This window comes from Cypionkella sp. (assembly GCF_034376685.1).
Taxonomy (GTDB): Bacteria; Pseudomonadota; Alphaproteobacteria; order Rhodobacterales; family Rhodobacteraceae; genus Cypionkella.
On the sequence record NZ_JAXMJJ010000112.1, the window covers coordinates 1 to 21,623 of the forward strand.

Genomic DNA, 21,623 nt, shown 5'->3' on the forward strand with positions numbered 1-21,623 from the left:
CAAAGCCAGCGCGCGGTTGTAGGAAACCTCGGCCTGGTCATCGCCATACACCACGTCGACCAATTCGATATCGGCGTATTTTGGATCCGCGGCGAGAGCGGCCTTCATCGACTCGATCCAGGCGTTCTGGTTCGAGGCATCTGGCGTGGCCGACAGCACGGCCATCTGGCCTTTGCCGCCGAGGATCGAATGCGCCATATCGGCCATCACGGTGCCGATCGAGCCGAAATCGACTTGGGCGACGAACACGCTTTCGCCTTGGCCGCCCGGGATCGGGCTGTCCCATGTCACAACTTTGGTGCCAGCGGCTTGGGCTGCCTCGGCCGAGGGCACGATCTGGTCGCCCGCGTTGTTCGACAGCATCACCGCGCCCTGTTTTTGGGTGCCTGCGGTGGTCATGATCTCAATCTGGCCAGCGGTGGAGTTTTCCGGGGTAGGGCCGGTGAATTCCAGTTTGCCGGGGTTGCCGAGCTCTTTATGGGCTTCTTGCGCGCCCTCATTGGCCTGATCGAACACCAGAATGCCAAGGAATTTCGGCAACAGAACCATGTTGGTCTCTTTGCCCGGTTCCAGTTTGATGGTGTCGGCATAGGCGAAGTTGGCGGTGGTCAGCATCAGGGCTGCGGCGGCACCAAGTAGAACGTGTTTCATTGTAATCCTCCCAGATTTGGTGGCACGAACCCCGTGCCGGGTTATTTCCCTTGGTTTCCCGTGGGTTATTGCGGAACAGGTTTGCGCGGTGGCTGACCTGCCAAGGCGCGGGTAATGTCATTGGCCACCAAAAGTTGTAGCTGATGGATCGCGGCTTCGGAATACCAAGCGGCGTGTGGGGTCAGCAGTAGATTGGGGGCTTTGCGGAGAGGGCTGTCAGCGGGCAAGGGCTCCACATGGAACACATCCAGTGCAGCGGCGGCGATGGTGCCTGCGGTCAGCGCCTGCGCCAGATCGCCTTCGTTGATCAACTGGCCACGGGCGGAGTTCACCAGCATCGCATGGGGTTGCATGGTTTTAAGGCGCGCGGCGTTGAAATATTCGGTGGTCTCGGCCGTGGCGGGGGCGTGCAGGCTGATGATGTCGGCCTCGCGCAGCAGGGCCTCGGGGGTGACTTTGCGCACGCCCATCTCGGCGGCTTGCGCTTCGGTCAGACCGGGATCAGCGGCGAGGAACTGAAAGCCGAAGCCTTTCAGCCGAGCATGGACGGCGCGGCCAATGTTGCCAAGGCCAAAGAAGCCGAAGTTGGTTTTGTTAAACGGTTTCATCGGCTTGGCGACCTTGACCGCTGCCCATTCGCCCATTCGCACCGATTGATCCATCGGCACCAGCTTGCGCAGCAGCGTCAGGGCGGCGGCAGCGGTATGGTCGGCGACCTCATCAGCGCAATAATCCGGGACGTAGCCGACTTTCAGCCCATGCTTGGCGCAGGCGGCGAGGTCGATGTTATTGTAGCCGACGCCGTAGCGGATCACAGTTGCACCCGGTTTGACAGCAGCTGCGGCTTCGGGGCCAAAGCTGGCGAATTGCACCACGGCAACGTCAGCTCCGGCAACGGCGGCGGCGACTTCCTCGGCGGATTTGCACTGGTGGGCGGCGAAATCGGCTCCGGCGGCTTTCGCGGCGGCGGATTCCTGGTCCAGCGTGGGGAAGGTGTAATCCGTGACGACGACTTTCATGGCGCAACCTTCAGATAATCATGGATGATCTCGCCGGGGACGAGGGTGAAATCGGCGCGCCAGTAGAAGCCTTGCAACGGCTCCAGCACGGGCAGGCGGAAAATCGGCATCTGTGCGTTGGCGCGCAGTTCCACCGTGCAGGGGCCTTCCCAGCATTCATGCACCACCACATCCGACAGGCGGCGCGAGGTGAGTTGGCGGATCGCCGGGGTGCCGTCGATATGGTCGATGGCTTTGAGGTTGAGGTTGGTGGCGAAGTCGAAATGGGGCTTCAGGCGGGCCGGATCGCAGGGGCGCTGTTTGTAGGGCAGGGTGGCGGTCAGCACATCAATGCCGTTGCGCTCAACAGTGCCGACGAACAGATCACCACGCGCTTCAAGCGTTGGTTTTCCCAGCTTTTTCGGTTGGCCGTGAATCTCACGACCATGCGTTACGCCGACATCCGAGGACAGCACGAGATAGGGCGAATAGGCGCCCTGACGCGCGCCGAAGGATGCACCGAACATCACGTTGGCCTCGGCATAGGGGCCAAGCCAATCGGTGTCGTTCATCTTATAGATATGGCAGCAGGCGATATCGCCTTCGGGGCGGAGCGGTGGCGGAAGTAGGAAGGCCATCGCCGCCGGATCAGTGCGCCAATACACCGTCAGGATTTCGGCATTGCGAAATCGGAACGGAAATGGCGGGATCATCGGCGCATCCCACGGTGTGGAAAAGCCGCCTTTGCGGATATCGTCCTCGGTGGGCGGAGTTAGGGTCATTGCATGGCAATCCGGCGCACGACGTCTTCTTGCACCTCGATGCCCAGACCGGGGCCGTGCAGCGGATAGGCCCAACCGTCTTTGTGCCAGATTTTCTCGGCGAGAAGTTCGTCCTGCACGACGACGGGGAAGGGTTTGAATTCAAAGACTTCGGTGTTGGGGGATGCCAAGGAAAGATGCAAGCTCGCCGCCGTGGTGATGCCGGTGGACCAAGCGTGGGCATTTACCGTCTTGCCGTATTGCGTGGCCAGTGCATCGACGCGGCGGAAGCCGGTAATGCCTTCGACGCGGGCGGGATCAACGCCGTAAACGTCCACCGCTTGGACAAATTCCATCTGGCGGCGGTAGCCTGCTTCGGTAAATTCGCGCTCGCCTGAGGCCAAGCGGACCGATGTATTGGCGCGCAGTTTGCGGTATCCGGCGTCATCAGTGACATAGAGCGGTTCTTCATACCAGCCGATGCCGAGATCGTGCATCCGGTTGGCAACGCTGATCGCCGTATCCACATCCCAGCGCACGCCGTTGCCGATATCAACCAGAATGCCCGCATCGGGGCCAAGGGCGGAGCGGAGCGCACGGATAAAAGACACGTCGGTATCGGGATCGCCGCCGATATTGCTCTCGCCTTTTTTGGCAAAGCCGAGCTTGGTCGAGCGGAAGCCGTTGGCAAAGAAGCCTTCCACATCAGCCACACAAGCGGCCTCGCCCTTCTTGTTGACGTGGGATGAGGCATTGGCGAGCAGGCGGTCATGCTTCAGCCCGCCGAACAGTTCATAAAGCGGCTTGCCTTCGAGCTTGCCGCGGATATCCCACAAAGCCATGTCGATGCCCGAGATCGCAAGCGAGGCCACACCACCCTCACCATACCACCAGACATGGCGGCGCATCTTGATCCAAAGCGTTTCAATATCAAGGGCTTCGCCCAGCAGGATCGGCGTCAGACCTTCGCGGATCACCAGTGCCGTCGCCTTGCAGGCCTCGGGCCACATCGCGATGCTTTCGCCCCAGCCGACGATACCGTCATCGGTCTCTACTCTCACCAAAACCGTACGCCGGATCGTGCCGAAATCATTCGGATCGGGGTATTCAATCGGGATCGGCTCGATCCGCGCTATTTTCGTCATGTTCCCCCCTCACCGCGTTTGGCTTTATCTTTGACTTGGCCGCCAGATCACGATACTTCGATAATTGGTAAGGCCAATTAACAACGCTTAGCAATCTGAGGTCAAGAAAAATGTTCAATCTAGCTCCTGTTCCCGTGCCAGATCTGACCGGACGCACCGTGCTCGTGACCGGGGCGGGCAAGGGCATTGGCGCGGAATTGGTAAGGATTCTGGTGGCTAACGGGGCAAAAGTGTTTGCAGGGGTATTCTCGGGCGAAAGCACGGAAGACCTGCCTGCGGCTGCCATTGTGCTAACTCTGGACGTGACGAAACAGGCGGATGTCGATGCGGCGATGGCGCGGATTACTGCCGAATCGGGGCGGTTGGATGTGCTGGTGAACAACGCGGGCATGATCACGCCGATTGGGCCGCTGGCGGAATTGGCGAGCGATGCGCTGGCACCGGCGTTTGCGGTCAATGTCATTGGCGTGCACCGGATGGCGATTGCGGCGCTGCCGATGCTGCGGGCCTCGCAGGGCGTGATTGTGAACGCAGGCACCGGGGCTGCGACGACGCCAATGGAGGGGTGGACGGTGTATTGTGCCACCAAGGCCGGGATGCGGATGCTGACGCAAATGATGGCGATGGAACTGGCACCCGATGTGAAAACCTTTTTCGTCGGCATACCGCCAACCGATACCGCGATGCAGGGCGCGATCCGCGATGCGGGCTTCAACCCGATCTCGAAGATCCCGCAAGACAAGCTGGTGCGCCCGGCGGTTCCAGCATCAGTGATGGCGTGGATGTGCGGACCGGACGCGCGGGATGTCGAGGAAGTTTTGCTCGACGTGCGGCAGGAAATTTTCACCAAGATGATGGACCTGCCCGCCTGATGGCGGCATGGTGCGGGCAAAGCGGAGGATGATATGGGACGGCTTCAAGGCAAACGCGCGCTGATCACGGCGGCGGGGCAGGGCATCGGGCGGGCCACGACGCTGATGATGGCGCGCGAGGGGGCAAAGGTGCTCGCCACCGATGTGAACGAAAAGGCGCTGGCCGAACTGACGGCAGAGGGCATTGAGACGCGGGTTTTGAACGTGCGCGATCCGGCTGCGATTGCGGCAGCGGCAGCGCTGGGGCCGTTCGATGTGCTGTTCAACTGCGCCGGATTCGTGGCTGCGGGGTCCATTTTGGACTGTGATGAGGATCAATGGGCGTTCTCACTGGACCTGAACATGACGGCTATGTACCGGATGTGTAAGGCGTTTCTGCCCGGAATGATTGCGAACGGCGGCGGGTCGATCATCAACATGGCCTCGGTAGCCTCCAGCGTGATCGCAGCACCGAACCGCTTTGTGTATGGCGCGACCAAGGCCGGGGTGATCGGCCTGACAAAATCCATCGCGGTGGATTTCATCGCCAAGGGCATCCGCTGCAATGCGATCTGCCCCGGCACGGTGGAAAGCCCCAGCCTGGAGCAACGCCTGCGCGATACCGGCGATTATGAGGCCGCGAAGGCTGCCTTCATCGCCCGACAACCGATTGGCCGGATTGGCAAAGCCGAAGAAATCGCGGCTTTGGTCACCTATCTTGCTTCCGACGAATCCACCTACACCACCGGGGTCGCGCATGTGATCGACGGCGGTTGGGCCAACGCATAAGGATCAATCATGAAACTGCTTCGTCATGGGCCCGCAGGGGCCGAAAAACCCGGTATCCTGCACAGCGACGGCACGGTGCGCGATCTGTCGGCGATTGTCTCGGACATTGGAGGCGATGTTTTGTCGGATGCCGGGATGGCTTCGATCCGGGCGGCGGACCCGGCGCGCTTGCCGATTGTCACGGGCGCGCGGCTTGGGCCTTGCGTCTCGGGTACGGGCAAATTCATCTGCATCGGCTTGAACTATGCCGACCATGCTGCCGAGAGCGGCATGGCAGTGCCGCCAGAGCCGGTGATCTTTATGAAAGCCACCTCGGCGATTTGTGGCCCGAACGATCCGATCATTATTCCCCGCACCTCGGAAAAGACCGATTGGGAGGTGGAACTGGCGGTGATCATTGGCAAAAAGGCCAAGTATGTCTCGGAAGCCGAGGCGATGGATTACGTCGCGGGCTATGCGGTGACCAATGATGTGTCGGAACGCGCCTTTCAGACCGAGCGTTCGGGACAATGGACCAAGGGCAAATCCTGCGACAACTTCGGCCAGATTGGGCCGTACTTGGTGACGCGGGATGAGGTGACGGATCCACAGAATCTTGCGATGTGGCTGACGGTGAACGGCACCAAGATGCAGAACGGTTCCACCAAAACCATGGTGTATGGCGTGCAGTTTCTGGTCAGTTATCTCAGCCAATTCATGACCTTGCATCCGGGCGATGTGATCTCCACCGGGACGCCTCCGGGCGTGGGCTTGGGGATGAAGCCGCCGAAGTACCTTAAAGCCGGCGATGTGGTGGAACTTGGTATCGAAGGTCTGGGCCAGCAGCGGCAAGACGTGATCGCGGATTGATTTCAGGGCCCGGTGGAAACGCCGGGCCTTTTGCTTTTTTGGGAGGGGTAGGATGGATCTGATTGATACCCATCAGCATCTGATTTTGCGTGGGCATCTGGGCTATGCGTGGACGACAGGCGTGCCCGCCTTGCAGGGTGATTTCACGCCCGACGATTATGCGCGGCTGGTGGCGGGTCAGGGTGTGATCGGCACGGTATTCATGGAAACCGGGGTCGATGACGCCGATTATCAGGCCGAGGCCCGGCTGATCGCGGGGCTGGTGGGCAAGGGTGGCATGCTGGGGCAGATCGCGTCCTGTCGACCCGAGACGGACGCAGGCTTTGACGCTTGGTTGGATGAGTGTCGCGGGCTCTCAGTGGTGGGGTTCCGCCGCCTGCTGCATGTCGTGGATGACGCGATGAGCCAAAGTGAAGGGTTTCGGCGCAATATCCGCAAGATCGGGGCCGGTGGCTACACCTATGACATGGTGTTCCATGCGCGCCAACTTGGCATTGCCGAGGCATTGGCGCGGGCCTGCCCGGATCAGGTGCTGGTGCTGGATCATTGCGGCAACCCGGATGTGGCGGGAAATGGCTTTGACGCGTGGTATGCCGGGATGCAAGCAATGGCGGCGCTGCCGCATGTTTGGCTAAAATTCTCTGGTATTACAGTGAATTGCGCACCCGGCACCGCCTCGGCCCCGCTGTTGCAGCGCTACACCGATGCGATGCTAGAGGTGTTTGGTCCGGCGCGGATGATCTGGGGTGGCGATTGGCCGGTTGTGGATCTTGCGGTGGGCCTGCCCGATTGGATTGATATGAGCCGAGCGATGCTGGGCGGGTTGTCTGTGGACGAGCAGGCGATGATCGGGCATCAGAACGCGCGGCGCGTCTATGGGCTGGCCGGGTAGGGGGGCTTCACGCCCCCCTCGCTACGCTCACCCCCTGTGGGATATTTGGGCACAGAGGATGATAATTTTAGGTAAATTTTAGGCTTAGCCCATCACCTTGGTGCCCAAGCCGTGGCCTTCAGCGGCTTTCTTTTTCGTGCCCGCTGCGCGCAATTCCTCAACCGAGCGCACTTCCAATCGCGCCGCCCCGGCCCAGTCGCGGGTTTTCACCTTCGGGGTTTTCAACCGCTCGATGGCCGCCGGGATGGCATGGGCATATTGCGGCAGCCATTGCGCTTGGGCGACCAAAAGCTCATCGACCATCTGCCAAACCTCATCCGGCGTGCAGATCGCACCGACCAGCGGGTCGTGTAGAACGGCTTGCTTCAGAAGCTCAACATTGCCTGCAATCGCAGCTTTCATCCCCATCCTCTGAACAGACACGGACACGTTGCAGGTCGCCGCACAGGCGTCGGGCAGGGTGACGCCTTCGACCATATTGATGCCGAAACGATCGACGAAACCGGGGCTTTCGATGATGCAATCGGCGGGTAGGTTCTTGATAACGCAGCCATTTTTTACATTGAAATGGCCGCGATAGGTGCGCCCGGTCTCTAACGCTTCAAGGATATGGCTGGCGTGTTCATCGGTGCGCTCATAGTCCGAAAGCGGCTTGCCCGCTTCCTCTAGGAACACCGGGAAGTCGGTTTCAAACCAGTTGCGGTTCTCGGTGGTGTAGCGCAGATAGCCGCCGGTTTCGCCGTGAATCCAATCATCCATAGAGATCCAGTTCTGGATTTCCTCGGGACGCTTGCGATACCACGGCAGGTATTCCGACAGATGGCCGTTGCTTTCGGTGGAATAGAAGCCAAAGCGTTTCAGCACGTCGATGCGGACTTTCTCTTGTTTCGAGAACGCCGGATGCCTCTCAAACGCCGCCAAAACCTCGTCCTTACTGACCTTGCGGCCATTGTGTCGGATGTCGAGATACCAGGTTTGATGGTTGATACCCGAGCAGATCACATCGACCTCCTCCATCGGCACGCCCAAGGCGCGGGCGATCTGGCGGTGGCCGTTTTGCACGCCGTGACAGAGGCCCACCGTATTGACGCCGCCATGATCAATCGCGGCCCAGGTCATCATCGCCATCGGGTTGGCGTAGTTGAGCAGCAGCGCGCCGGGTTCGGACACCTCACGGATATCCTTGCAAAACTCCAGCATCGCCACGATGCCGCGCTGCGCATACATGATGCCGCCGGCGCAAATCGTATCGCCAACGCATTGATCGACGCCGTATTTCAGCGGGATGCGGATATCGTCAGCAAAGGCCTCCAGCCCGCCGATGCGGACGACGTTCATGATGTAGCGGGCATCTTTCAGCGCTTCGCGCCGATCCGTGGTGGCGGTGACGCGGGTGGGCAGGTTGTTCACCTTCACGATGCGCGAGATGATTTGTTCAACCATTTCAAGATTATGCGCGTTGATGTCGGTCAGCGCGATCTCAATACCCGCGAATTCCGGCACTTTCAGAATGTCCGAGCAGAGCTTTTTTGTGAAGCCAACCGATCCGGCTCCGATGATGGCGATTTTGAAGGTCATGGGGTGGGTTCCATTTGGAGGGAGTTCATAAACGCGCGGTGATCCATCGCCAAAGCGGCGGCGGCGCGGTATTCTTGGATAAGGCTTCGGGCGACGCGGGCGGGTTTGGGGGCATCGCCCAGCATAAGGGCAGCGGCAGGGCGGCGCAGCAGGCCAAGGCCATCCAGCACCGGGGTGTAAAGTTGCTGTTCGACATGCGGCAGGCCTTGCGGGAAGGGCGCGAAATCACTGGGTTCGGGGAGTTTGCGCGCCCATTTGGCAAGGCGATCTTTCACCACATCCGGGTGATTGGCGGTGACATCGCGCCAGAACGCGGTATCACGGCGCTCGGAGACATAGTGCATGCGGACAAAATCACGGTAATCTTCCACTTGCCGCGCGGCATCCGCGTTGTATTGCGCGCGGGATGTGTCGTTGATTTTGCTGAGATAACCGGTCAGCAGCATCAGTTGCACGACGGTTCCGTGGATCGAGGTGGCCTCCAATGGCTCAAGGAAAGATGAGGCGAGGCCCACCGAGACGCAGTTTCCGATCCAGGTGCGGTCTTGGCGGCCGGGGTCGATCTTGATGTCAGAGCGCACCTCGATTGGGCGGCCGAGGGCGGTTTCAATCTCGGCTTTCGCTTGGTCGGCGGTGATATGGGCGTCGGAATAGACATAGCCGCAGCCGTAGCGGGTGGCGGTGGGGATCTGCCACATCCATCCCGCGCCTTGCGCCCAAGCGGTGGTGACGGGGAGGATTTTTTCACCCGGCGTATACTCCAGCCAGAACGGCATGGCGCGGTTGAGCACCAGCATATGCGAAAAGCTGAGCCATTTCGCGCCCAACGCCCGCATCAGCACGCGGCGAAAGCCCGAGCAATCGATGAAGAAGTCAGCCTCGATCTGCTGGCCACTTTCCAGATGCAGGGCGGTGATGCCTTGCGGGCCGGTATCTACGCCGCTGACCTGATCGTCGATGAGGGTCACATTTTTCGTCTTGGATTTCAGATATTTGCCCGCCAGAGCCTGATCGAAGTGAAAGGCATGATGGAAGGGGCCAGCGGCGATGTAACCGCCATCGGGCTTTTGCGCATAGGGGCTTTTGGCGGCGTTGATCAGGTGTTGAAACAGATGGGTTTCGCTGACGCTGCGGCCTTTAGAAATCTGGTATGCGTCCAGCAACGGCTGCGTGCCAAGCCCCGCCACCAGATGCGGATCGTCAATCGGGCCGTCATAGTGATGCCCCAGCCGCCGCCAATCGCGGTGGCGGATGCCCAGTTTGAACGAGGCTTCCGCCGCACGCAGGAACTCAAATTCGTCAAGGCCAAGGTGACGCAGCATCATGCGGAACACCGCCGTGGTGCCTTCACCGACGCCAATGGTGCCGAATTTGCTGCTTTCGATCAAGGTAATGGCCGTGACAGCCCCGGCGCGTTTCGCGGCATCTTGCAGCATCAGCGCGGCAAGCCAGCCCGCCGTGCCGCCACCGACAATCGCAATCCGCGCCGGGAAGGTCATGTTAGCCCACCTTCCGCGCTTGAACCCGCGCCCATTTCGGCAGCCAATCGCCGTGAGCGGCAAGCAGGTCGTGGGTCAGGTTCCAGATCTGGTCAAGATCAAGCTCAGCCCCGGTGTGGGGATCGAGCATGGCTGCGTGATAGATGTGCTCGGGGTTCTCGTTCACCAAAGCCGCGACAGTGAGTTCCTGCACATTGATATTGGTGCGCATCAGGGCGATCAGTTGCGGTGGAATGTCTTTGACAACAGTGGGTTGCAAACCGTTGTTGTCAACCAGCGTCGGCACTTCCACCGCACAACCTTCCGGCAGTTGCGGGATGAAGCCCTTGTTGGCGATGTTGCCGTAGATCACAGAAGGCTCTCCCGTGATCACCGAATTGACGATCTGGCTGGCGTATTCGTGGGATTCCTTCAGCTCGATCGTGTTGGCCGATTTCAATGCGGCGGCTTCTTTTTTCCAGCGCGCGATCTGTTCGACACAACGCTTGGGGTATTCATCCAAGGGGATGCCGAACTTCTCGATCAGATCGGGGCGGTCGCGTTTGATGAACCACGGGGTATATTCGGCGAAATGCTCGGAGGATTCGGTCACAAAATAGCCCAGCCGAGTGAGCATTTCGTAGCGCACCTTGTTGGGGCAACGCGGGTTCCAATGGCTGGGTTTGGGGAAGCGACCCTCGCGATAACCCTTTAACAAGGCAGGATAAAGATCGACATAAGAACCATCCGGCTGGCGGTGTTCAAAGTTCAGATAGAACGCCATATGGTTGATGCCACCCGCGCGGTAGCGGATTTCCTCGACCGGGATGTCCAGATCGCGGGCCAATTCGTAAGCGGTGCCCTGCACGGAGTGGCAGAGGCCGACTTGCCGGATGGTCGGGTATTTCGCGGCAATCGCCCAGGTGTTGATCGCCATCGGGTTGACGTATTGCAGCATGATCGCGTTGGGTGCCACAGCGAGCAGGTCTTCGCAGATGCCCCAGAGCACAGGAACAGTGCGTAAGCCGCGCATGATGCCGCCGATGCCGAGGGTGTCGGCGATGGTTTGGCGCAGGCCGTAGGCTTTCGGGATCTCAAAATCGGTGACGGTGCAGGGTTCATAGCCGCCGACCTGAAAGCAGCAGACCACGAAATCGGCGCCTTCCAAAGCGCGGCGCTGGTTGGTGTAAGTCTTGATTGTGGCCTTGCCGCCAAGGGTTTGCGCCAGTTTGCCGACGATGATCTCGGATTCTTCCAACCTTTGCGGATTGATGTCCATCAGGCGGACTTCGGCATTGGCAAGGGCAGGGCGTTGCAGGATGTCGCCTGCAATGTTCTTGGTGAAGACGGCGGAGCCTGCGCCGATGAAGGTGATGACGGGATTGGCCATGATTTCCTCAGGTTGCGATTTCAAAAGCCGCGCGGACAAGGCGGCGGGTGTAGGCGGTTTGGGGGTTTTCCAGCACGTCAGCGACCGGGCCTTGTTCAACAATCTGGCCGTTTTGCATGACGATGACGCGGTGACACAGCGCGCGCACGACCTTGAGATCGTGGCTGATGAACAGATAGGACAGGCCGCGGTCGCGCTGAAGTTTGCGCAAGAGTTCAATGATTTGCGCTTGAACCGACAGATCCAAGGCGCTGGTGGGTTCATCGAGCAGGATGAATTCTGGCTCCAAGGCGATCGCGCGGGCGATGGCAAGGCGTTGACGTTGGCCACCGGAAAACTCATGCGGGAAGCGTGACAGAATGGTGTCGGGCAGGCCCGCATCGCGCAGCGCTGTCTTGACGCGCTCAATACGTTCGGCGCGGGTTTTGCCAATGCCGTTGACGATCAACCCCTCTTCGATCAGTTGGCGCACCGACATGCGCGGATTAAGACTGCTGAACGGGTCTTGAAACACGATCTGCATGCGCTGGCGGTAGGGTTTCATACCCGCGCGATCCAGGCTGTCGATGCGGTTGCCGAGGAAGTCGACCTCGCCGCCAGTCAGCTTGTTCAATCGCAGCAGGGCCTGGCCGAAGGTGGTCTTGCCCGAACCGGATTCGCCCACCAAACCAAGGGTTTCGCCACGTTTCAGGTTCAGCGAAAGCCCATCCACCGCCTGCAAATCATAAAGGCTGCCCCGGAACGCGCCGCCTTTGCGCAGGGTGTAGGTGACGCGGATATTGCGGCCTTCCAGCACGGTTTCGGGGCTGCCCTCAAGCGGGTTGGCGGTGCCTTTGGGTTCCGACGACAACAGGCGTTTGGTGTAGGGGTGCTGCGGGCTGGAGAACACGGATTCAGTCGGGCCTTCCTCGCGCACAAGGCCGTGCTGCATGACATAAACGTGGTCGGCAAATTGGCGCACGACGGTCAGATCATGGGTGATCAGGATCACAGCCATGCCGTTCTTCTGCTGCAAGGCTTTGATCAGGTTGAGGATTTCGGCTTGTACCGTCACATCCAGCGCCGTGGTCGGCTCATCTGCGATCAGCACATCCGGGTTGTTCGCCAGCGCCATCGCGATCATCACGCGTTGGCGTTGGCCACCGGATAGCTGGTGCGGATACTGCCGCACACGCGCTTCCGGGTCAGGAATTTGCACCTCGGCCAGCAAATCCACCGCGCGTTTCAGGGCGTCGGTTTTGCTGATCTTCTGGTGGATGCGCAGCACCTCGGCGAGTTGCGCGCCGATGGTGTAGACCGGGTTCAGCGACGACATCGGCTCTTGAAAGATCATCGTCAGGCGGTTGCCCCGCAGTCCCCGCATCTCACGATCCGACAGGCGGGCCATATTTTTGCCGCCGTAGTTGATCTCGGTTTTCTCGGAAACCCGCGCTCGCTTTGACAGCAGCTTCATGATGGCGCGGGCGGTGACGGATTTACCCGAGCCGGATTCCCCCACCAAAGCAATGGTTTGACCTTTGTGCAAGGTGAAGGACACATCCTTGACGGCCTCGATCTGGCCGCCGTCAACTTTGAAGCTGACGCCGATGTTGCGGGCCTCAATGGCGATTTCGTTGCTCATGTTCAGGCCTCAATACGGGTCAATGGCATCGCGCAAACCGTCACCCAGCGCGTTGAAGGCGAAGACGGCGAGCAGCACGAAGCCGACGGGTGACAGAATCCAGGGGTAGGAACCGATCACAGAAAAGGTGCCCGCGTCTTGCAGCATCAGGCCCCAAGAGATCAGCGGCGGTTTGACGGCGAAGCCGAGGAAGCCGAGGAAGCTTTCCAGCAGAATGATCGTCGGGATGCCTAGAGTGACGGCGACGATGACGTGGCTCATCACATTGGGCAGGATGTGCCGGGTGATGATGCGGCGATCCGAGGCCCCCACCGCCATCGCGGCGCGGACATAGTCAATGCGGGCCATCGACATGGTTTTGCCGCGCACTTCGCGGGAGAGCTGCGCCCAGCCGAGGCCGACGATTACCAGGATCACGAAGGACAGGAAGATGTAGGAGGGCGCGGTGACCGGAATGAGGGTGGTCAGGGCGAGGTAAAGTGGCAGTTGCGGGAAGGCGAGGATGATCTCGACAAAGCGTTGAAACCACATGTCAAACTTGCCGCCAAGATAGCCCGAGGTGATCCCCGCCAACGTGCCGATCACGGTGATCAGGGTGATCGAGACCAGCGCGATCATCAGGCTGATCCGGGAGCCTACGATGCCGCGCGACAGGATATCGCGCCCCAGTTTGTCGGTGCCAAGGATATGCAACGGGCTGCCATCGGACACACCGATGAAGTGGCGGTTGGTCGGGATCAGGCCAAGCAACTTATACTCCCAACCTTTGGCGAACAGCACAAGCGGGCGGGGATTGTCCATATCCGCAGCCATGACGGGCTGGTAGGTGATCGGGTCGAGCTCGGTGCCTTCGGTGATCGCATAGGCCACCGGCCAGAGGGTGAAGCCGTCTTTGGTGAAGAAGGAAATCTGATCCGGCGGCGCGAAAGAGGCGGTATTGGCGTTCGGGTTCATCGGCGCGAAGAAATCGGCGAAGATCGCGATGATCAGCAGGGCGCAGACCAGGATCAGCCCCAACATGCCGGGAATGGATTTGCGGAACCTGCGCCAGACCAGCGCCGGATAGCTTTGCGAGGTGGAGGGTGCGGTGGAAAGCCGGTCGTCGGCGGCTTCACCTGCGTGGATATGGGGCGCGCTCATGCGTCTGCTCCGACACGGATACGGGGATCAAGGGCGACCAGCAGCACATCGGCGATGATATTGCCGATGATCAGCGTGGCCCCCAGCACCAGCAAAAGCGTGGCGGTGACATAGACATCGCCGATCGCCATCGAGCCGACAATGGCCGGGCCGATGGTGGCAAGACCAAAGACGATGGCGACCTCGATCTCACCTGTCAGCATGTAGGGCAGCACGACGCCCTGATAGGCGATCAGCGGATGCAGGGCGTTCGGCACTGCATGGCGCATGATGACAGCGCCCTCGCCCAGGCCCTTGGCGCGTGCGGTTTCGACATATTGCGCGTTCAGCGTGTCGAGTAAATTCGCCCGCATCACCCGCATGTTATAGGCCAGCCCGCCGATGGTGGCGACAAGGATCACCGGCCAGACATGCTGGATCAGGTTCCACAGCTTGGCCCAGTTGAAGTCAAACCAACCCAGCCAATAGGCTTGGCCGCCGAATTTCGAGGAATAGAAGCTGCCGATTTCCTGCACGTTCAACTTGTAGGCAAGGATGTAGAGAATGATCAGCGCCAGCAGAAACCGCGGGATGGTCATGCCCAGAAACGAGATGAACGACAGCACGGTATCCACCCACGAATATTGCTTGACGGCGGCGAGGATGCCGAAGGAAATCCCCAGCAGGGACGCCAGAAGATGGCAGGTCAAGGCGATGGCGATGGTGGCGGGCAAGCGCTGCATCACCACCTCCAGCACCGGTTTGTTATAGGCGTAAGAGGTGCCAAAATCGCCATGTGCGACAATGCCCCAGATCCAGCGCCCGTATTGCAGCACCATCGGATCGTTCAGCCCATGGGTTTCGCGATAGGCATTGGCGGCGGCGGTGGCGGCTTCGGGGGTGGCGCCGCCCTGCACGATCATATTGGCGCGGATGAAATCGCCGTAATCGCCGGGAGGGGCCTGAATGATTGCGAAGGTGATGATACTCATCACCATAAGCACAGGAATTGATTGCAAAATGCGGGTCACGAGGAAGCGCAGCATGGGCTGACCTGACAAGATAAGGGGCGGGTCCGGTGGGCAGGCATGCCAGCCCACCGGGAGGTTTTGGCGCGATTTCTCGGCCTTGCCAAACTATTCGGGTGCGCCCGAACTACTCGGCCTTGATGGTGCTTTCGCCCAGTTTTCCAGCCAGTTCGCCCGGACGGAGTTCGGCACCAATCTGCTTGTCGGCGGGCACATAGATGCGCTCACGGATGATGTTGTCCTCAGCCCAGTTGTACATGAAGATCGGAGCGCCCAGCGGGATATTGGCGAAACGCTTGTTGATGATCAGCGCACCGGGATAGGCGGTCAGGCCCACCGCATTGACGTTTTCGGTGAAGGTTTTCTGATACTCCTTCATCGCATCAGCGCGCAGGGTGGCATCTTGTGTGCTGTTGAACGCGGTGATGTTGTCAATCAGTTGCTGCTCAAACGGCAGCAGGTCCAACTCGCCAGCGGCATTGGCATAGTGCCAGGTTGCCGTCGCCGGGCCGGTGGGGGCCAAACGGCTGATGCCTTGCACGACCGAGACGAACTCCTGATCGTTGCGGCGGATATACCAGTCGTGCTTTCCCCCCTCGCGGGCATTGTCAAAATCTTTGCCTGCAAGGTTGTTCAGCGTCACCTTGACGCCCACATCCGCCATCATCGCCACCACGCCTTCGGCGATGTTCTTGTCGGTGGCGTAATCGGTGTTGACCAGAAGCGTGACGTTCAGATCCGCCCCCCCTGGCAGGTTGACCACACCATTGCCGTCGGTGTCCTCCAGCCCCGCCGCTTTCAGCGCTTCCTTCGCGCTGTCTTGCGAGAACGGGTAAAACACGGTCGACGCCGCATCATAATACGAAGTCGAGGTCAGCAGACCGCCCGCATAAAGCGCTGTGAACGGGCCTTTGACCAAACTGTCACCGATCCGCTGGCGATCCACGGCGTAGCTTATGGCTTTGCGGAAATCGAGGTTGCGGTTCAACTCGCGCACGGCTTGGGCGCGGGCATCCGGCTCACCCCAGCCATTGGCCGAGAGGTTGAAGAACAATTGATAGCCAATCGAGCGCGGACCGAAGGCCAGACGCGCCGGGCTGGCGGGATCTGCGGCTTTCTTCAGGCTTTCGACAAAGTTCTCGGGCTGCTCAAGGTTCGAGAAATCGCCGGTCCCCGCCACTGCCTGCACATCGCGGTCGCCCCAGGTGGACAGCCGATACTGCAACTCGTCCAGATAGGGCAGTTGCTGGCCGGATTCGTCGACCTTCCAGTAGTACGGATTGCGGCGCGTCACCACGATATCATCCGGGCGATGCTCCACCACCACCCAGCCGCCCATCACCGGGAAGTTCATCATATCGGCGGGGAAGGCGTCACGGAACGCGGCATAGCTGGCACCGCCGTATTTCGGATGCTGCGGCTTCAGCACATGCGCGGGGCCCGGGCAGAAGTTGCCATAGGCCATCGCGTAAAGCACCGCTTCGGGGAAGGGCGTGGTGAAGCTCATCTTGAAGGTGTAGGCGTCGATGATCTCCAGCGTGGTGCCCGCGCCGTAAGTCTCTTGGCTGGCCCCCATCAACGGCGTGACTTCCGGGTCCATCACGACATCATTCCAATAGAAATCAATGTCTTCTGCATCAAACGGGTCGCCATCCGACCACTTCGCGCCCTCGATCAGATGCACGGTCAGGGATTTGCCATCCTCGGCCCATTCCCAGGATTTTGCGAGATTGGGCATTGGTTGCAGATCGGCGGCGTTGACCTCAAACAGCGGCCCGGTGCGGGTCAGGCATTCAACCAAGCCGATGTCGATACCGCCCCAGCCATAGTTTTGTCCGGCCCAGAAGTTCCAGCCCTCGGGCCGCCCGCCGATGACGTGACGCATCACATCGCCGTAGACGCCGTTGCCGTCGGGCATGTTGGCGGTCTTGTAGACCATCGGTTCTTTTGGCAACCGCTCGGCCACCGGGGGCAGCTTGCCCGCATCGACAAAGGCCTTGACCCAAGCCGGTTCGCTGTAGGCGGGCAGGGCCTTGAACTCGGCAATATCGCTGCGGTTGACGTAGACGGGTTCGACCTGCGCGTCGAATTTCGGGGCATCTGGCGGGGCGGTGGGGGCCATCATTTCGGCCTGCATCGCCACACTCGACACGCCCAGCAGAAGCGCCGCCAGTGCGGTGCGCCGGAGTGGATAGCTCATCGTTCCTCCCTTGGCCGCCCGAGGCAGCCGGGTTTCTGTCTGATTAAAGATCGCGTTTCTTGATTTTAAACTCACCCCAACCGCCGATTCCTCCCGAGGTTGGTGCTGTGACTGTGCGGTATCAAACGGCTTTACAACAATATCGGATTGGCAGATTGTTTTCTGGTTTCCTAAGATCAACCGGGAGAGGTGGCCCTGATGGACGCATATTCGGGGCGCTCGACCCTGCCAGCCCCCAGCCACGAGCGGCATTTCTATTCGACCAAACGTGCCTTTGGCCGCTTTGGCATCCGCATCTTTGACCCGGTTCTGATGACGCAACCGCACTGGCATGGCCATATTGAGGCCAACTTTGCGATCGACTTCGAGATGGAATATCAGGTGGACGGCCAAGTGCTGAGCCTGCCTGCCAACCGTCTGGTGGTGTTCTGGGCCGGGGTGCCGCATCAGCTGACCAAGGTCACCAAGCTGCCCGGCCCTTCCCACAAATTGTGTAATATTTACTTGCCCCTAGATGCGTTCTTGATCATGAATCACATCGCCGGATTGCAGGTGGCTTTGCTGGGCGGCGGGATGATCGTGCTGCCCGAAAGCCTGTGTTCCGCCGAGCAGTTGCGGCGCTGGTATGCCGATTACCGCTCGGGAGATTTTGAGCGTGCAGAGTTGGTGAAGATGGAGCTGAACGCGCTGTTTCGCCGCGCGGCCTTGGCCGATCTCAACTTTTTGCGCCCGCCGCAGCACGAGGCCTCGGGCGACCGTGCGCTGAGTTCGGCGCATATCCGGCATGTGATCGCGATGGTGCGGCATGTTCTGGAAAACCTAGAAAAACCGCTGCGCAATTCAGATATTACCGCAGTGACCGGCCTGCATGAAAATTATGCTTTGTCGCTGTTCACCCAAGTGATGCGCGCACCGCTCAAGCAATTCGTGATCCGCATGCGGCTGATGCGCGCGCGCGCTTTGCTGGTGGAAAGCTCGCTGGCGATTGCCACTGTGGTGGAAGCCTCGGGGTTCTCGTCGATCAGCCAGTTCTACGCGCAGTTCAAGGCCGGTTATGGCTTGTCGCCGGCGGCGCTGCGCGAGCAATATCTGCGGATGGAGGTGCGCTAGGCGCGATTTATTGCCCGCAACACCATGCCAGCCTTGCACAACCAATTTGAATGCGCTTTGGAAGGATTGCAGCCAAGGGGTGCCAAAAGGGGATTGCCGTGGAACATCTGGACCAAAGCCTCGGAGATCTGTTTAAAGACCTGCATTTGTCAGGTCTTTGGCCGGATGAGAAGGTAATTTCTGATTCGATCCTGCTGTCGCCCGCCTCAGAAATCCTGCGCGCCTATCATGCAGTCAAGGCAAGCGGCGTGGTCGATTTGAAAGCGTTTTATGCGGCACATTTCCGTCCTGTCGCCGCCCATGAAACCGCCTATCACACGGACCCCGCGCACAGCCCAAAACAGCATCTGGCGGCAATCTGGCCGCATCTGATCCGCCCCGCTGATAACCCGGCAGAACGCTCCAGTCGTTTTGCTTTGCCGCATCCGTACATCGTGGTTGGGGGGCGGTTTCAGGAGGCGTATTACTGGGACAGCTATTTCACCCAACTTGGTCTATTGAAATCCGGGCAAACTGCGCTGGTACGCGACATGCTGGACAATTTCGCCTATGCCATCACAGAGATCGGCCATATCCCGAATGGCTTTCGCAGCTATTTCCTGACCCGCGCACAACCGCCGTTCTTCGCCCAAATGGTGCAGGATTACGGCCGCGCCGTGGGCGATCTGCCCGCCACTTACGCCCGCTATCTGCCTGCCATGCAACGCGAATATCGCTATTTCATCGACAGCGCCCACAATCATAACGGCCTGGCGCGCTACTGGGATGACGCCGATGGCCCTCGGGTAGAGATGTTTGGCACCGATCTGGAAGCGCAGCGCAGTGGCGTTCCCGCAGGCTATTTCCGCAATCTGCGCGCCGCCTGCGAAAGTGGGTGGGATTTCTCGGCGCGCTGGCTGACCGATCCGCAGGATCTGACTACGATTCGCACCACTGATCTGTGGGCGGTGGATCTGAATTGCTTGCTGCTGCGCTATGAGGAAATCCTTGCCGAAGCCTCGGGTGATTCTGCTTATACCCAAGCCGCAGATCGCCGCCGCGGCGCCATATCCGAGCGGTTTTTCAGTGAAGACACCGGCTTTTTCCATGATGTGCTGATCGCCGAGGATACCCCGAATCTGATCACAACCGCTGCCGGCATGTTCCCGCTTTACGCGGGTGCCGCGTCTCAAGCGCAAGCCGAAAGCGCTGCCGCTTGGATGAAAACCCATCTGCTGCGCGCCGGGGGGATGCTGACCACCGATGTCACCTCGGGGCAGCAATGGGATAGCCCGAACGGCTGGGCCCCGTTGCAATGGATCGCGGTGCAGGGCCTGCGACGCTATGGGTTGCATGATCTGGCCGAAACCCTGCGTCAGCGCTGGCTTGCCACCTGCGACGCGGTGTTCCATGCCAGCGGCAAATTTGTCGAGAAGTACAACGTGTTAGACCCGCTTGCCGCCAGCACAGGCGGCGAATATGCGCTGCAAGATGGCTTTGGCTGGTCGAATGGTGTGTATCTTGATCTCGCGGATTGAACAGAAACCGCTAAACCTTTCCTAAAATTTGCATCCTCTGTGCTCTAATATCCCACGGGGGTCCGGGGGTGTGAAACCCCCGGCTTGGTTGATGCAGCAAAGCTGCGCCAACTCTACTGCCCCCGGATCAGGCCCGAGAAATCCTGCCCCGGTTGAACCGTTTTGGCCACAGCACTGATCGCCGCCAGCTTGCGGCGCTGATCCATCGGCATATCGCCCGGCAAACCACCCAACTCGTCAATGTATTCCGGCAGTTGGCCCGAGAACAGCAAGCGGCTGTCCAGGGGCATGTCTGGCTTGATCACCTGCACCAGCCCGTAAACCGTTGAGGCGCAGTTGGCGGTGACGGTGTTGTAAAACACCGGAGCCTCGGCCAACTCGTTGCCAAAAGCGATGTAGCGCAGCAGCAAAGCCCGGCGTTGCGCGGCGTCGAGTTTCACCGGGAAACGATGCACATCTTCGCCGCGATAATTGGTCCGCAGTTTCACAATGTCGGCCTCATCTGCGGCGATCAGCACCAGTTCAAACTGCCGGAAAAACCCGCCGATGCTGGAGAACACCTCATCGCTTTCCCGCCGGATTTCTACCGAAAAGGCGACATGCTCGCCGCCAGCAAAGCCAAAGCTGACGATCAGATGCGCGATATTCGGATCGCCCCAGGTCGAGGTGAGCATATCCACGCTCTCCAGCTTGCTCAGATCATAGCTGCGGCTCTCCCAGCGCGGGGTCGCAGCGCTGTCCGAGGTCCAGTCGAAATTGCGCACGTTGCTCAGCCTGACCTGATCGCCTGCAACCACGCCCGACACGCCATGCGCCACGTCGGCTGCCCAGTCGCGATCTTGTCGGGGCTGGATGGTTTGATACCAGCCGCCCACCGCCAGAACCGCCACGGCAAACCCAGCCCAGGCATGGCGGCGTTTTTGAAAGCGCAGGATCAGGATCGCCAGAAAGGCCAGCCCCAGCGCCACCAAAGCTGCAATCCGCACCGGACCCGTCAGTTGAATATACAGCGCCGTCGCGGCCCAAGCTGTCGCAAGGGCCAGCAGGATCACAAAACCCGCATGGCCAAGCCCGCGCCAGATCCGGCGAGTGGGGGAAGTATCACGCATCGTCATCTCCAGTAAAATCGGCGGGCCGCGCTGTGGGCGCGACCCGATCTTGCCACCTTAGCTGCGGGGCGTGTTGACTTCCATCAGCAGACGCTCGGTGCGGGCTTCGTCGATCTTGTTGTGCAGGCGCTGCGATTCCTCGGCGTCGCGGATGGATTTGGTGATCGCGGCGGTGGAGCTGACCAGCATCAGCGCGGCCATGGCGTAAAAGCCCTTGGCGGCGAAGCTGGCCTCAAGGAAATAGATCCCGCCCGCCATCATCACCGCGGCGACGACGAAGTTGAGATAGGTGAACATGGTCCACGCGGACGAGGGTTTGCTGGCAAGTACGTCGTTCATTTTCAGTATCCTTTGAAGGGGTTAAGGTTTAAGCCGCGCGGGCTTTCAGGCGTTGCAATACGGTTGCCGCATCGGGGCGCAAAGGTGCGCCACATCCGGCAGCGGCAAGGCGGTTCTGCATGGCTTCTGCATTGGTCGAGGCCGACAGTTCCAGCACAGCCGCCCGCGCGGCTTCGGTGTTGGATTGGCGTTCTTGCA

At 60.0% G+C, this 21,623-nt stretch carries 19 protein-coding genes; 6 read left to right on the forward strand and 13 right to left on the reverse strand.

Features of this window, described 5'->3' with window-relative positions:
* The 4 genes from U1A24_RS21060 to U1A24_RS21075 all read right to left on the reverse strand — a co-directional run.
* On the reverse strand, positions 1-651 hold a 651-nt coding region (locus U1A24_RS21060), incomplete at its 3' end, for a substrate-binding domain-containing protein (RefSeq protein WP_322323950.1).
* A 65-nt stretch (positions 652-716) separates the two neighbouring features.
* Positions 717-1,670, reverse strand: a complete 954-nt coding sequence (locus U1A24_RS21065; RefSeq protein ID WP_322323951.1) for a C-terminal binding protein — start codon at positions 1,668-1,670, stop codon at positions 717-719.
* A complete protein-coding gene (locus U1A24_RS21070) occupies positions 1,667-2,431 on the reverse strand; it encodes an acetoacetate decarboxylase (RefSeq protein ID WP_322323952.1) in 765 nt (254 codons plus the stop codon). Before U1A24_RS21070 ends, U1A24_RS21065 begins: the two co-directional genes overlap by 4 nt.
* On the reverse strand, positions 2,428-3,555 hold the full coding sequence (locus U1A24_RS21075) for a mandelate racemase/muconate lactonizing enzyme family protein (RefSeq protein ID WP_322323953.1): 1,128 nt from the start codon (positions 3,553-3,555) through the stop codon (positions 2,428-2,430). The genes U1A24_RS21070 and U1A24_RS21075 overlap by 4 nt, the downstream gene beginning before the upstream one ends.
* A gap of 110 nt (positions 3,556-3,665) precedes the next feature.
* On the opposite strand from U1A24_RS21075, the gene U1A24_RS21080 reads away from it, so the two are divergent.
* Genes U1A24_RS21080 through U1A24_RS21095 form a run of 4 tightly spaced genes read left to right on the forward strand, consistent with a single transcriptional unit; the run spans position 3,666 to position 6,936 of the window.
* Entirely contained in the window at positions 3,666-4,427 is a 762-nt protein-coding gene (locus tag U1A24_RS21080; RefSeq protein ID WP_322323954.1) for an SDR family oxidoreductase, read from the forward strand.
* 33 nt (positions 4,428-4,460) lie between these two features.
* Positions 4,461-5,195 carry an SDR family oxidoreductase gene (locus tag U1A24_RS21085; RefSeq protein ID WP_322323955.1) on the forward strand — a complete coding sequence of 245 codons (735 nt, stop codon included), beginning with the start codon at positions 4,461-4,463 and terminating at the stop codon, positions 5,193-5,195.
* 9 nt (positions 5,196-5,204) lie between these two features.
* The gene (locus U1A24_RS21090; protein WP_322323956.1) at positions 5,205-6,044 is read left to right on the forward strand and encodes a fumarylacetoacetate hydrolase family protein; all 840 of its coding nucleotides are present in this window, start codon (positions 5,205-5,207) and stop codon (positions 6,042-6,044) included.
* 52 nt (positions 6,045-6,096) lie between these two features.
* The gene (locus U1A24_RS21095; RefSeq protein ID WP_322323957.1) at positions 6,097-6,936 is read left to right on the forward strand and encodes an amidohydrolase; all 840 of its coding nucleotides are present in this window, start codon (positions 6,097-6,099) and stop codon (positions 6,934-6,936) included.
* An 84-nt stretch (positions 6,937-7,020) separates the two neighbouring features.
* Here U1A24_RS21095 and U1A24_RS21100 read toward each other — a convergent pair whose 3' ends face one another.
* The 7 genes from U1A24_RS21100 to U1A24_RS21130 all read right to left on the reverse strand — a co-directional run bounded on the left by U1A24_RS21100 (position 7,021) and on the right by U1A24_RS21130 (position 17,350).
* Positions 7,021-8,514: an alpha-glucosidase/alpha-galactosidase gene (locus tag U1A24_RS21100; RefSeq protein ID WP_322323958.1), complete on the reverse strand. Its 1,494-nt coding sequence runs from the start codon at positions 8,512-8,514 to the stop codon at positions 7,021-7,023.
* Positions 8,511-10,013 (reverse strand): tryptophan halogenase family protein, encoded by a 1,503-nt coding sequence (locus U1A24_RS21105; protein ID WP_322323959.1) that lies wholly within the window; start codon positions 10,011-10,013, stop codon positions 8,511-8,513. Before U1A24_RS21105 ends, U1A24_RS21100 begins: the two co-directional genes overlap by 4 nt.
* A 1-nt stretch (position 10,014) precedes the next feature.
* The gene (locus U1A24_RS21110; RefSeq protein WP_322323960.1) at positions 10,015-11,382 is read right to left on the reverse strand and encodes an alpha-glucosidase/alpha-galactosidase; all 1,368 of its coding nucleotides are present in this window, start codon (positions 11,380-11,382) and stop codon (positions 10,015-10,017) included.
* Positions 11,383-11,389: 7 nt separating this feature from the next.
* Entirely contained in the window at positions 11,390-13,003 is a 1,614-nt protein-coding gene (locus U1A24_RS21115) for an ABC transporter ATP-binding protein (RefSeq protein ID WP_322323961.1), read from the reverse strand.
* A gap of 9 nt (positions 13,004-13,012) precedes the next feature.
* Positions 13,013-14,143 (reverse strand): ABC transporter permease, encoded by a 1,131-nt coding sequence (locus U1A24_RS21120; RefSeq protein ID WP_322323962.1) that lies wholly within the window; start codon positions 14,141-14,143, stop codon positions 13,013-13,015.
* The gene (locus tag U1A24_RS21125) at positions 14,140-15,168 is read right to left on the reverse strand and encodes an ABC transporter permease (protein ID WP_322323963.1); all 1,029 of its coding nucleotides are present in this window, start codon (positions 15,166-15,168) and stop codon (positions 14,140-14,142) included. Before U1A24_RS21125 ends, U1A24_RS21120 begins: the two co-directional genes overlap by 4 nt.
* Before the next feature lie 109 nt (positions 15,169-15,277).
* Complete coding sequence (locus U1A24_RS21130) at positions 15,278-17,350, reverse strand: ABC transporter substrate-binding protein (RefSeq protein ID WP_322323964.1); 2,073 nt, start codon at positions 17,348-17,350, stop codon at positions 15,278-15,280.
* A gap of 198 nt (positions 17,351-17,548) precedes the next feature.
* Between U1A24_RS21130 and U1A24_RS21135 the strand changes: the two genes are divergently transcribed.
* Both U1A24_RS21135 and U1A24_RS21140 read left to right on the forward strand, forming a co-directional pair.
* On the forward strand, positions 17,549-18,460 hold the full coding sequence (locus U1A24_RS21135) for a helix-turn-helix domain-containing protein (RefSeq protein ID WP_322323965.1): 912 nt from the start codon (positions 17,549-17,551) through the stop codon (positions 18,458-18,460).
* 98 nt (positions 18,461-18,558) lie between these two features.
* Entirely contained in the window at positions 18,559-19,977 is a 1,419-nt protein-coding gene (locus U1A24_RS21140) for a trehalase family glycosidase (RefSeq protein WP_322323966.1), read from the forward strand.
* A 113-nt stretch (positions 19,978-20,090) separates the two neighbouring features.
* Here U1A24_RS21140 and U1A24_RS21145 read toward each other — a convergent pair whose 3' ends face one another.
* Positions 20,091-21,086, reverse strand: coding sequence for a DUF4105 domain-containing protein (locus tag U1A24_RS21145; RefSeq protein WP_322323967.1), 996 nt, complete (start codon positions 21,084-21,086; stop codon positions 20,091-20,093).
* Positions 21,087-21,143: 57 nt separating this feature from the next.
* Positions 21,144-21,425 (reverse strand): YiaA/YiaB family inner membrane protein, encoded by a 282-nt coding sequence (locus U1A24_RS21150; protein ID WP_322323968.1) that lies wholly within the window; start codon positions 21,423-21,425, stop codon positions 21,144-21,146.
* Positions 21,426-21,623: the final 198 nt, after the last annotated feature.